Here is a 12666-nt window from a genome sequence, read left to right as displayed (position 1 = left end):
TTATAACCGGAGCCGCACGACCCTGCGGCGGCCTTGTAAGTTTGGGAGCAACCGCGTATATTACTAGAGCCTTATGCCACTCGCCTTTCTAATCCCTAGCCCTATGCTGCTGGTAGCTCCCCTGCTGGTGCTGGCCCTGATGATGGGGTTGGCGGTGCTGGCTTTCACTACGGCCCACTGCGCTCAAAGCTATGGCCGGTCGTTTTGGCTGTGGTTTGCGCTGGGGTGGGCACTGCCGCTGATTTCCTTCTGCTTGCTGTTTGCTTTGGTGCTGCGTTACCACCTCAACCACGGCCAACGCCTGCTAGATGAGGCCAAAGCCATTCTGGCCGCCGCGGAAGAAGCCGAGAAAGTGCGCGAACGAGACGTCTGATAAGACTAGAGTCACGCAGTATTCCTATAGTCCTGCAGCCAACGGGTTACCCCGTGCGCCGCCCAGGCACCTGTGCTAAAGCAACCTTGCAGCAGATAGCCACCGGTAGGCGCTTCCCAGTCAAGCATTTCTCCGGCCACGAAGGTGCCGGGCCGCCGCTGTAACATCAGGTGCTCATCTACTTCCGACCACGCTACGCCACCCGCCGTGCTGATAGCCTCTTCCAAGGGGCGTAGGCCACTAACCGGCAAGGGCAAGTGGGTCAGCAAGTGGCCTAGCTCGGTGGGCTCCGGCGGTAACGCAGGCGGGCCCACTTCCCGCAGTAGCGTTGGGATGGGTGGGCCCAAGCGCAGCGTGCTGGCGAGGAAAGAAGCCCAAGAGGTGCCACTTCGGCGTTGTGCTAACCGTTCCTGCAGGGCTGCTGGGGCTAGGTCAGGCTTTAGGTTGAGCAAAAGCTGGGCCGTGGGAGACTGGCCTAGCGCCTCCCGAATGAACGGCGTGAGTGCATACACTGGCGTGCCTTCTATCCCATACTCCGTGAGCATAAGTTCTCCTCGCACTGTATGCGGGCCACAGGAGAGGGCAATATTTTTAAGCGGAGTGCGCTGCACCTTCTCCCGGAAAAATGCCGACCATGCTATTTCAGCTCCGCAGTTAGAAGGCTGAAACGGGATGCACTGCACGCCTATTTGTGCCAGGGCAGTGGTCCAGCGACCATCGGAGCCCGTTTTGCTCCAACTGGCGCCACCCAAAGCTAGCACCGTAGCTGCCGGATGAATGGTAATTTCGTCGCCGGTTGTTTCATCTTGGATGCGTAGGCCAGTGGCCCCCGCAAAACCCAACCACCGGTGCCGCGTCCGGATTTCAACTCCCAGCTGTCCTAAGCGAGCCACCCAGGCCCGAAGCAGTTGTGCAGGCTTGTGCTCAGCCATTGGAAATACCCGGCCACTGGTGCCCACGTAGGTGGCAATGCCTAAGTCGGTAGTCCACTGGCGCAAATCGGCGGGCGAGAAGTGGCCTAGCAGCTGCTGAAAGCGCCTACTATGTGAGGCATACCGGGCCGCAAAGTCTGGGAGGGGCTCGGCGTTGGTCAGGTTGAAGCCGCCGTGGCCAGCTACCAAAAACTTGCGGCCCACGGTGGCTTGGGCCTCATATACCACCACGCGGTGCCCAGCCTCGGCCAGGCGTTGCGCGGCCAGTAAGCCGGCCGGCCCGCCGCCAATTACCGCAATCAGGGCATCAGAATCAGAGGGGTTCTGCATCTGGCAAAGGTAGGCCAGAAGCCCGCCACAATCAGAGCTAGGCCAGTCGAAACCCTACTTCTTGCGTATAGTTGAGCCACTGATCCGTTACTGAGCTGCATGGGTACCTATTCCATCCTGATTGGGCTGAGCCTAGCCATTGTGCTTTCTTACCTGTTTGACTTAGCTGCACGAGCTACCAAAATTCCCTCGGTGCTCATGCTGCTGCTCACGGGCATTGCCCTGCGGCAAGCCGCCGATTACTTTGACTTTACCTTGCCCATTCCCAAGGTAGTGCTGGAAATATTTGGCGTCATCGGCCTGATCATGATTGTGTTGGAAGGAGCGCTAGACTTGAAGCTCTCCCGCGACAAAGCGCCACTTATCCGGCGCTCCTTCTTGGCCGCGGCACTGATTCTGGTGGTGCAGGCGGTGGCTATTGCGAGTATTCTGCACCTGTGGCTAGGTGTAAACTTTCAGACCTGCCTGGTAAATGCCGTGCCACTCTCAGTTATCAGCTCGGCTATTGCCATTCCTAGCGTGGCCAGCTTGGTAGGCGAGAAGCAGGAGTTCATTGTGTATGAGAGCACGTTCTCAGATATTCTGGGCATCATGGCCTTCAACTTTGCCCTGCAAGACAACTTCGCCCAAGGCATGTCGGTGGTCACTTTTGGGCGCGACGTACTGGCTGTGCTGGTAGTAGCCGTATTGAGCACGGCTATGTTGGCGTTCCTGCTCGCCCGCATTCGACTGCACGTGAAGTTCTTTCTAATACTGGCCTTCTTGGTGCTGATGTATAGCCTCTCCAAGAAGCTGCACCTATCATCGTTGTTGCTGGTGCTGGTGTTTGGCCTAGCAGTAAACAATGCCGAGCTGTTCCTGAAAGGCTCCCTGCTCCGCCGCTGGTTCCGGCCCGACCAACTGCAGGAAGAAACCCATCAGCTGCGCAGCATTACTGCCGAGTCGGCCTTCCTGATTCGGACGTTCTTCTTTTTGCTATTCGGGTTTAGCATCACGCTCAGCAGCCTCATCAATGCTCCCTTGCTGCTGCAAGGGATACTAATTGTGGCGGTCCTGACGGCCATTCGGTTCTTCTACTTGCGCTACATTGCCCGCACCGACCTGATTCCGGAGCTGTTCATTGCCCCCAAGGGCCTGATTACGGTGTTGCTTTACTACAGCATTCCGGCCCAGCACCGCATTGGGGAGGTAGGCGAAAACATCCTGTTCGTAGTTATTCTCTTAACCGGCCTGCTCATGATGTGCGGACTGCTGCTCGCGGCGAAAGAGCCTGAGATTGGGGAGTATTAAGAATCAACTTTCGCTTTCTCGGATGAGCTGGCGACGGTAGCTGGCCAAGATGCTGGATTTGAGGATGAAACCCTGATACCGCTCATCCGTGCCAATGACGGGAAGAGCCCAGGCGCCAAGTTCTTCCATGCAGCGCAGCGTGTCCTGGATAGAGTCATCGGGGCGGACGGTCGCGGGAGGCTCGGTCATCAGGTCGCGCACGCGGGTCGTGTTGTAGTGCTCATCGTCAAACAGGGCATCCCGAACGGTATCGAGACTAATCACGCCATGCAGGTGCCCCTCTTCATCCACCACCGGAAACAGGTTGCGCGTGGCATGCCGAAACGTGGTTACCAATTCGCCCAGCGTGTCGTTGGGGTGCACCGTCATAAAATCAGTTTGAACTAGCTGATGCAGATCTAACTGAGCCAGGAGGCCTCGGTCACGGTCGTGGTGCACGTATACTCCGCGCTGCACCAGCTTGCGGGTGTACACCGAGTAAGGCTCGAAGTAGCGAGTAATAAGGTAGGAACCTGAGGTAACCACCATCAGGGGCACAAAGAGGGCGTAGCCGCCCGTAATTTCCGCAATCAGGAAGATGCCGGTAAGCGGCGCGTGCACTACGCCGGCCAGCGTGCCGGCCATACCCAGCACAATGAAGTGCACCTCTGAAATAGGGTAGATGCCACTCAGGTTGATGAGGCGGGCAAAAATGAAACCCATGAGCGCCCCCGCAAACAGAGAAGAGCCAAACATACCCCCGTTGCCCCCAGAGCCAATAGTAATGGTGGTAGCCACTACCTTCAGCAGCATACTACCCACCGCCACAAGCAGCAGCAGGCCTACGCTATCATCGCGATACACGGCAAACAGGGAGCCATCCACGAGCTGTTCGGCGTGGCCACCTAGAAGCAGTTGCACAATGTTGTAGCCCTCACCGTAGAGGGGCGGAAAGATAAAGACTAACAGGCCTAGGCTGAGCCCACCCACCAATACTTTACGGTAGGTGCCGCGCCAGCGCTCAAACAACTTATCGGCCCAGAAGTACACCCGAATCATGTATACAGACAGCAGAGCCGTGAAGCCCGCCAGCATCAGGTAAAAAGGCACGGCATCTACGGGCCAGCTGGTGGTAATCAGCACGAAGGGCTGACCTGCATAGAGCGCCTTCGATACCACCGTGGCAGTAGCCGAGGAAATAAGCAAGGGCACGAAATACGCCGCTGAGAGCTCCGAGAGAATAACTTCAACGGCAAACAGCACCCCGGCAATGGGCGAGTTAAAGATGGCCGCTACGCCCGCCGCCGCTCCGCAGCCCGTGAGAAGGCGCCGCTCCCGGCGTCCTATGCGTAGTACCCGAGCCGTGTTGGAGCCAATGGCCGAGCCCGTTACGGAAATTGGAGCCTCCAGACCCGCCGAGCCCCCAAACGTCACGGTCAGAAAAGATGAAACCACCTGGGAGTAGAGCTTGCTACGCGGCACAATGCTGCCTTGCCGGGCAATATTATAGATAATGGGGCCGATACCGCGCCCCAAGTTGCCACCCAAAAAATAACGGGTGAATAGGACGGTAAGCGCCACCCCAATGATAGGATACAACGACAAGGCAAACACCCGATACTGCTCCGGCACCCAGGCATAGAGCCGGTGCTGCGCGTCATGCACGGAGGTTTTGAGCAGTACGGCCGCCAACCCGGCAAACACACCCACCAAAACACTCACCAAGATAAGGTACACCCGGTCGTTGAGATGACGCAAGCGCCACAGCAACAACGGACTTAACAACCGGTGAATAGTGTTTTTAGGCATATGCACGCAAGAAGAGCAGCTTAGAGCCCAATACAAGGGCACCTCCTGACTCTACTGTAACAACGGCAAAAGCACTGGCCTAGGCAAGAAGCCCGCCACTTTCAGGATAAAAAGAAGGGCCAGCTAAATAAAGTGCTGGTTTCTTTTCGCCGGTAGTGAAAAGCCCTCGGGCAGTTGCTCGGCTGTTAATACCACACTAGGCCACTATGTAACCTACTGACTCAGGTTAGGTACGCCCAAACCAGCCCCGAGCAGCTCTAATTTTACTTGCTGCATGAGCCGGCTTTTCTGCTGAATAACCCCGCGGCGGTAATCGTCGGAGTCGGTCCAGAAGTACACGCGCAGGTCGGCGGTAGTAGCACTGGCTTTCTCCAGATTCACGTACGGCTTGCGCGGCGACTGCTGCACATCGGGCACAGAACGCAGGAAATCGAGAATAACATTGATGGCGGTATCGGCCGCAACATCCTGGCCGAGCTCAACGGTCACTAGGAACTCTTGGCGAAGGTTGCCGTCCCGGGTATAGTTGGTAAGTGGCTCTTTGAGCACCATAGAGTTGGGCAAGAAGATATGTTTGCCATCGAAGGTGCGCATGAGGGTGGTGCGCAGATTGAGCGCCTCAACGTGCCCAATCAGGTCGCGTATCTGCACGGTGTCGTTGATGTGGAAGGGGCGGTTGAAGGCCAGAATAACGCCTGCCAAAAAGTTTTCGGCTATATCCTTGAAGGCAAAACCTACCACAAAGGCCGATACGCCGGCTGCCCCAATCATGCTGCCCACTACTCCCGAGAATCCCAGCACGTTGAAGGCCAGCACCAGGCCCGTCAAGACCAGAGCCCACTTGCTGATGTTGGCCAGAAAATCGGGGAGGAGCGGATCAGAAGAACGGCTGCGCAGGCGACTACCCAACAGGCTGCTGGCTCGGTTGGCCACAAAAACGGCCACTAGCAGCAACACGGTAGCTATTAAAAGCTTTGGTAGAATAAACAGAAATTGCTGCCAATACGCCGCCAGCACGCGATTCATATCCTGAAGCATACGCGAGAAGTTAATTTGCCCAACGGGCTAATGCAGAAGCCCCGCAGCGCGAGGCCAACGGGGCTTTAAATGAAGTATACGCACATTAGCGGGGCTATGGTTCGGGGCTAGGCCTATCGGGTAGGTTCATCCAGCGCCAAAACACGAGGCCGCCCACGGCGTAGGCCACCACATCAAGCGGGTCGGCGGTAGCACGGGCATCAAAGCGCGGCAGGACGCCCTCGAACCACACGGAGGTTACCAGCCAGAAGCTAAAAATCCAGGCAGCCGGCAGTACGAACTCTGGGCGCCGGAAGTACCAGCGCCGCATGGCATATAGCATGAGCGTCAGCTGGAGGGGCAGGGCCAGCACATCGCCCAAATGCGCCCGCAGCAGCCGCGGAAGCACCGGCCACTGCGCCGATACAGGCCCGCCGTACTTGTAGGCGGCCATCAGCACGTAAAGCGCAGTTCCTACCAGAAAAAGAGGGTGGCGCAGTTCCCTAGGCCACCTCATCCGGCCAGCAGAGTAAGCAGCCACACCATAAACGACACCATAGCGGCAAACGCTAACTGCCCTCCCCGAATGATTTGCTTGAAGAAGCGTGTGGTAGCGCTGTCATCGGGGCTGATTTGAATTTGCAGAAAGGAGGGCAGTGGCTCGTCGGCCTGCTTCTGCCGGGCCTGTTCGCTGCGTAAGCGCTGTGGGTCCAGCAACTGCCCGCACCGCTCGCACCGGTCATCGGGGCGCTGCTGCCAATTACTCCAAAAACTGCAGGCGGGGCACTTTTTGGTGGCGCTGAGCAGGGAATCGTCGTTGGGCATAAAGAAGGACAAACAGAACTGCCTGGGCAAAGGTAGCAGGGCCTAGGCCACTCCGCTAGTCTGGTTCGGCGCTCAGCTTTTTCGCTATACAACCCGTTAGTCTGCGGCGCGGTTCACGAGCCACTTAGTAACGGGGCGTTGAGGGGTAACAGGCTACTTTAAAGTAAAACACCCAACAAAGCGGCGGCAACGCAGCGACTTTGTTGGGTGTGAAGACAATCGTAGGGCGGGACTTTGCTCGGCGGCGCTATTACAGCTCCATGATGTCCTCGTTCCAGAGCGTGGGCTCATCGCGGATAAACTCCTGCATCATCTGCACGCACTCGGGTAGGTTCAGGATTTCAACCTCTACGCCGTGGCTTTCCAGGAAAGCGCGCGACTCGCCGAACGTCTGGTCTTCGCCCACTACTACTTTTGGGATTTTGAACTGCACGATGGTGCCGGCGCACATGTAGCAGGGCATGAGCGTGGTATAGAGCACGGTGTCGCGGTAGGAGCGCTGGCGGCCGGCGTTGAAGAGGGCATCCATTTCGCCATGCTTGATGGGGTTGTCTTCCTGCACGCGCTTGTTGCGGCCACGGCTTACAATTTCGTCGCCACGGCGCAGCACGGAGCCAATGGGAATGCCACCTTCTTTGCGACCTTGTAAGGCCTCATCGATAGCGGCCTGCATGAACTTGTCCATAGTATTTTAGGTGGAGTCTAGCTGTTGTGCTAGGCCAGTGTTAGAGTAAGTAAAGGCAATCTAGGGCTTACGCGGCAGATAGTGGCCTAGCGGGCGCAAATGCCCCGGTAAGAGCAGTACTGGCATTTATCTAAGTCGTCGGTTTTGCGGATGGGCTCCTGCGGATCCAGCATGCGGTTGACGATGCGGCCCAGTAGCTGCTCGCTGTGCTGCACGAAATCCTGGCCACCTTCCGTGAGGAAACTCATGTCGGCGGTCATGGGGCCGGCGCTGAGGTTGCGCAGCGAGATGATAGCGGCATCGGCGGCGGGGCGGCCCCCGTGGGCCAGCATCAGGCGGTAAAGCCAGAGCTGCCGCACCTTATCGGCGCTGGGCGTGGCATCCGAGACGAGATGCTCTACTGCATCAGTGGGCCCTTCGCCGCGCTTGAGCAGGCGTAGGTCGTAGGCCTGTACTAACCCAGTTTTGTAGTCAATTACGCGCAGCCGTCCATCTGCTAGTTGGTCGACTCGGTCGGCAAAACCCACCAGGCTCACGGGTAGCTTCTCGCCCGAAGGGAGTGGCACGTACACGGTGGCTTGGAGGGCTTCTTCCAGGCTCTGCACCTGGAGTGGGAGGGCACCCGGTTGTTCCAGCAGGCCTTCGAGGTAACGACGCACCAGCTGGCTGGCTACCTGGCCTAGCACGTGGTTCAGACCTTCATCGGCGCGGGCGTGGCGGCCTTCCTCTTCCTTGCGCAAAGCCTTCGCCACCATAATGGGCGCCAGCTTCACTAAGCCAGGAATATCGGTGGCTGTGATGGGCTGCTGGCGTTGCTGGAACGGCTGCATCAGCTCCTCCAGGGCCTCGTGCACTACCGTTCCAAAGCCATCAGGACCCAGGGCTTCTTCTACCTCGTCGTTCTCGCGAAAACGAGCTACCCGCTGGAAATAAAACTGTAGGGAGCAGTTAAGATACTGATTTAATGCAGTGGGCGAGAGGCCTTTGGTTAGTACCTCACGCAGCGCCAACAGCATGCCCGCATCCTTCTCCAGCACAATATCACCCGGGGCTTCTTTTTCGCGCTCGGCCAGAAGCTCCTCCGGGGAGGTAGTGGGAGGGAGCGAGGACAATGGGGTTGTTGGCTCTTCAACGGGCGAGGTCACCGTCAGATCCTGCAGGCGGAGGCCAGGGCTTTGGGGCAGCAGGTCGTTTTCAATTTGCAGCAAGAAGCGGCTCCGCTCCCCGGTGCGGGTCCCTTCAGCGCCGGGCAGGATGTGCAGCAAATCTACCTGGCGCGCGCGCTGGAGCAGGCGCCAGAACTGGTGGGCTGTGGCAGCTTCGTGGTCGGCGTAGGTGGGCAGTTGAAAGGTGGTGAGTACGTCGTACGGAAACAGGGAACTGTGGCGCTTGGGGGCCGGCAGCACGTTCTCGTTACAGCTCAGAATGATAATGTGGTCGAAGTCGAGGGCGCGGGTTTCCAGCAGACCCATCACCTGCACATCGGCAATGGGTTCTCCACTAAAGGGCAGACGAGTGTTCTTCATCTGCTCGTACAAAAACCGCCGAAAGGAGCGCACCGACAGCCGCTGCTCCCGGCAATCAAACACCGAATCGAGCCGCTTCACCAGCGTGAAAAACAGGTATAAGTACTCGGCTTCGATAGCAGAGTGCTGGTCCTGATAAGCCTTCTTGAGCAGATCAATAAGCGTGTAGCAGGCCGCGATGATGTCGTCGCAGTTGTTCCAGGTGGTAAACAGGGCCTGAATGAGTGGGTGGTGCTGGCCCCAGGCCTGTAGTTCCTCGGCCGTGAGCAGCACCGCGTGGCGCTTCACAATGGTGCGGCACACTTTATCGAGCAACCCGTGGTAGTTCTCTTCAGGCTGCTTATCAAGCCACTGCTGGTAGCGCCTGAGAAAAGGGTGCTGCAGCAACTTGCTCACGGCCAGGTGGTGGTAGCGCGGCACCCCGTAGCCAGTTTCGGCGGAGCCTTCGCGCACGCCGGTTAGGTGCACCTCAAACAGCAGATCCACTAGGTTGAATAGAGGTGTGCTCTGGAAGCTGAGGCCCATGGTTACGTTGTACTCGGGCACGGCATCCAGCGGCAGGCCATGCAGCACGGGCAGCAGCAGAGTTTCGTCGGGGAGCACCACGGCTACTTTGGCGCTGGGGTTCTCGCGGCGTGATTCGGCCAGTAGTTGCCCCGCCACTTTCCCCTGCATGGAGGCATTGGCCACGCCCACGAACCGAATGTCGCGGGGCAGACCCCGAAGTAAGTCGGCGGGGCCGCCCAGGTTCTCGTTGGGCAGCTCGAAAATATCCTGGTAGCGGCGAATGTGCTGCCCGGCCCGGTTGGGTGAGCCAGGTTCCAGGTAAAACGTGTCGCCATCGAAATGGACCTCAGCCCGCCGCGCCTTGCGCAGCAGCCGAATCAACTTTTCTTCGGCTTTCGAGAGCGAGCCTAAGCCTATAAATACGTGCTGGGGCAGCGTTTCATCGGCTTCAAGGCGGGTCTGGATTTTGTTGACAGCCAGCCGATACGCTAGGCCAGGGTAGGCCAGGTGGGTGCGCTCCATCTGGCGACGCAGGCGGCGGTACACCTTCTCCAGGTCGTCCCAGAAGCGGAAGTAAGCGGCCGTGGTGCTCTGCGGGGCCGGCTCGTTGCTCAGTTCCCAGCGCTCCAGGGCCTTAGCCTGCGAGAGGTACTCGAATATCTTCTTGGGCGAAGCCAGGTTCTGATCGAGGCTGGAGAAGTCCTGCAGCAGTAGCCCCGACCACCCCACGAACTGGTCGAAGTCCAGCTTGGGGTCGATGTCGCGCAGAATCTCAAACAGCAGCAGCTGCAAGGCAATGGGCTCCTCTACCTGCACGCCGGCCAGTTCCACCATATAGTCCTCCATGGCCGCAATGCGTGGGCTCCAGACTGCCCGTCCGGCCTCGGCCGCCAAGCTCAGCTCATTCTGCAGATACACCACCGCCCGGCGCGTGGGCACTACCACCACCAAGTCCGATAGCTCATCCGAAGGGCCGTATTTCTCCACCAACTCCCGGGCCATGCGCGTGAGGAAAGGTGTAGCGGCCGGGAGCGAAGGGGCGGTAGTGGGGGTGGTAAGTGGAGCGTTAGGGGAAAAAATCATAAGTAGTAAAGATACGGCGAGTGGCCGGTAGTCTTGCCCTAGTAGTAAGGAACTGAACGGGCTCTCGGTTCCTAAACCTCACTTCTCCGGCTGGTATAGAATAAGCGCAACCTTAACCATATTCCCTAGGAGCCTCGTACCAATGGTAGTGAACTCAACTGCAACTATCCTTTCCTAATGGATCCGACCCAACTAAGCCTTGAACTACGGTACGGCAAAAGCCCCGACCTAAACCGCCGCCGCTGGATTATTGGCCTATCCCTGCTGGGCGTGGCCGCCGGCCAAATCGTGAGCATGTACCAGACCGGTATCATCCATCACCTGCCCGACCCGCCCGTTGGCCCCTTCGACTCTGATAAGGTAGACGCCTCCGACTACGGCTACAAGCGCCTCGATACGCCCGACGCGCTGCCCATGATTGTGACCTATGGCCTCACTGCCTGCCTGGCCGGGGCGGGTGGCCTACACCGGGCCAGCAAGCAGCCGGCTATTCCGGTAGCAATGGGCCTCAAAACCCTGTTCGATACCGTCACGACGCTGAAGCTAGGCCAGGAGGAATGGAAGGAGAATAAAGCCTTGTGCTTCTACTGCCAAGTGGCCTCGGTAGCCTCCATTGCCTCGTTAGCGCTGGCTGTGCCGGAGGCCGTGAAAGGCTTACGGAAGCTATTAGGTCGCTAGCCGGAAGAGAGCAACAGAACGATGACAGGCGTGACTTACTGCTTATAGATAAGCGGTAAGTCACGCCTGTTTGTATTCTCACAATTTCTTAGTGGCCTACGCTGACTGCCGGCTCAGAATCTGGGATGGAAGTGCTTGGCGCCACGTAGCTTGCTAAGGAGCGTGCCGCTAGGCCCAGGCTGATGAGAATCAGCACGGCGCCCAGCACGAAAGGTGCCCCTGGGAAATAAATGGGCGCTTTAGGGCTGGTGTAATAAGCAAACAGGTTGGTCATCAGCGGCGGACCAATGATGGAGGTAAGGCTCATTAGGCTGGTAAGTGCGCCCTGCAACTCACCTTGTTGGTTAGCCGGCACCTGCCCCGAAATGATGCCTTGCAGCGCCGGCCCGGCAATACCGCCCAGGCAGTAGGGCACCAAGAAGGCAAACATCATCCAGCCCTTGGTGGCAAAGGCAAATAGCAGGAAGCCAATAGCGTAGAGTAGCATGCCCAGGTACACGGAGCGCTTCTGGCCTAGCGCCGGGTTGATGCGCCGGATAAGCACGCCCTGTACCAGAGCCACCAGCAGACCAATAGCACCCAGCGAGTACCCTACCCACGCCTCATTCCACTTGAATTTCTCCATCACGTAATACGTCCAGGCCGACTGCGTGGCGTGAGCAGCTACGTAGATGAACAACAGCGAAGCTACCAGCCCCATAATAACCGGGTAGCGCTGCAGCATTCTCAGAGAACCGATGGGGTTGGCGCGCGCCCACTCAAACGGACGGCGCTTCTCGGCGGGTAGCGACTCAGGCAGCACGAAGTAGCCGTAGGCCACATTCAGGAACGTGAGGCCCGCGGCCACCAGAAACGGCAGTTGGGTGCCGTGCTTACCCAATAGGCCACCCAGTAGCGGCCCGACGATGAAGCCCAGCCCAAAGGCGGCGCCAATCATCCCGAAGTTTTGGGCCCGGGTTTCGGGCGTGGAAATGTCGGCGATGTAGGCGGAGGCTGTGGTGAAGCTGGCGCCCATCACGCCGGCAATCAGGCGCCCCACAAACAGCCAGGTAATGGAAGGGGCAAAGGCCACCAGAATATAATCGAGGCCGAAGCCTAGCAGGGACAACAGCAGCACCGGGCGACGGCCAAACCGGTCGGAGAGGTTGCCTAGCACCGGAGAAAACAAGAACTGCATGGCCGCGAAGGCAAACACCAGCCACCCACCGTAGCGGGCCGCGTCGCTCACGGTGCCGCCCGTCAGGTTCTGAATGAGTCGGGGTACTACGGGCAGAATAATACCGATGCCCGTGACATCGAGTAGCAGGGTCAGAAAGATAAAGCCCAGCGCGGCCTTACGGGTAGCTGCCATAGATCACGGATTTAGACGAATTAATCGGATTACACGGAGACGGGCAGCGCTTCTATTGAGTCAAAAAGCTGCCAGCCGCCTAGACCGGCCACGCGCCAAAATTACAGCAGAAACGGGAGTAGCGAAGGCTTTTTATCAGCCATCTAAGTGTCTTTAGTAAAATGGGTAGGCCGCAGGTACATCCGGGCAACCTAACGAATGCGAGCATTTGAATAAGCGTCCACTACCGCACTTAGCGCAGGCGAATTCGTGTAATCTGAGAGAAACGTTTAGATCTTTGA

At 58.2% G+C, this 12666-nt stretch carries 11 protein-coding genes; 3 read left to right on the top strand and 8 right to left on the bottom strand.

The genetic code is table 11. The features are described from left to right. Positions 1-103: 103 nt before the first annotated feature. A complete protein-coding gene (locus EU556_RS14530; RefSeq protein ID WP_210116293.1) occupies positions 104-373 on the top strand; it encodes a hypothetical protein in 270 nt (89 codons plus the stop codon). An 11-nt stretch (positions 374-384) separates the two neighbouring features. On the opposite strand, the gene EU556_RS14525 is transcribed toward EU556_RS14530, so the two are convergent. After that, complete coding sequence (locus tag EU556_RS14525; RefSeq protein ID WP_135434877.1) at positions 385-1635, bottom strand: BaiN/RdsA family NAD(P)/FAD-dependent oxidoreductase; 1251 nt, start codon at positions 1633-1635, stop codon at positions 385-387. Between the two features lie 99 nt (positions 1636-1734). Here EU556_RS14525 and EU556_RS14520 point away from each other — a divergent pair, with 99 nt between their 5' ends. After that, on the top strand, positions 1735-2925 hold the full coding sequence (locus tag EU556_RS14520; RefSeq protein ID WP_135434876.1) for a cation:proton antiporter domain-containing protein: 1191 nt from the start codon (positions 1735-1737) through the stop codon (positions 2923-2925). Positions 2926-2928: 3 nt separating this feature from the next. On the opposite strand, the gene EU556_RS14515 is transcribed toward EU556_RS14520, so the two are convergent. From EU556_RS14515 to EU556_RS14490, 6 genes are all read right to left on the bottom strand, one after another. After that, positions 2929-4713: a chloride channel protein gene (locus tag EU556_RS14515; protein WP_135434875.1), complete on the bottom strand. Its 1785-nt coding sequence runs from the start codon at positions 4711-4713 to the stop codon at positions 2929-2931. A gap of 213 nt (positions 4714-4926) precedes the next feature. Then, positions 4927-5751 (bottom strand): mechanosensitive ion channel family protein, encoded by an 825-nt coding sequence (locus EU556_RS14510; RefSeq protein WP_135434874.1) that lies wholly within the window; start codon positions 5749-5751, stop codon positions 4927-4929. A gap of 94 nt (positions 5752-5845) precedes the next feature. Continuing rightward, positions 5846-6184, bottom strand: coding sequence for a hypothetical protein (locus EU556_RS14505; protein WP_210116292.1), 339 nt, complete (start codon positions 6182-6184; stop codon positions 5846-5848). 59 nt (positions 6185-6243) lie between these two features. Next, positions 6244-6555 carry a hypothetical protein gene (locus tag EU556_RS14500; RefSeq protein ID WP_135434872.1) on the bottom strand — a complete coding sequence of 104 codons (312 nt, stop codon included), beginning with the start codon at positions 6553-6555 and terminating at the stop codon, positions 6244-6246. 250 nt (positions 6556-6805) lie between these two features. After that, entirely contained in the window at positions 6806-7240 is a 435-nt protein-coding gene (locus tag EU556_RS14495; RefSeq protein ID WP_135434871.1) for a nucleoside deaminase, read from the bottom strand. An 86-nt stretch (positions 7241-7326) separates the two neighbouring features. Beyond that, entirely contained in the window at positions 7327-10356 is a 3030-nt protein-coding gene (locus tag EU556_RS14490; RefSeq protein WP_245327681.1) for a PD-(D/E)XK nuclease family protein, read from the bottom strand. Between the two features lie 177 nt (positions 10357-10533). Between EU556_RS14490 and EU556_RS14485 the strand changes: the two genes are divergently transcribed. Then, a complete protein-coding gene (locus EU556_RS14485) occupies positions 10534-11034 on the top strand; it encodes a vitamin K epoxide reductase family protein (RefSeq protein WP_135434870.1) in 501 nt (166 codons plus the stop codon). Positions 11035-11122: 88 nt separating this feature from the next. On the opposite strand, the gene EU556_RS14480 is transcribed toward EU556_RS14485, so the two are convergent. Then, entirely contained in the window at positions 11123-12385 is a 1263-nt protein-coding gene (locus EU556_RS14480; RefSeq protein WP_135434869.1) for a TCR/Tet family MFS transporter, read from the bottom strand. Positions 12386-12666 lie beyond the last annotated feature (281 nt).

Source organism: Hymenobacter fodinae (assembly GCF_004745825.1).
In the GTDB taxonomy this organism is placed as follows: Bacteria; Bacteroidota; Bacteroidia; order Cytophagales; family Hymenobacteraceae; genus Hymenobacter; species Hymenobacter fodinae.
This window is presented reverse-complemented; position numbering and strand designations above follow the sequence as displayed.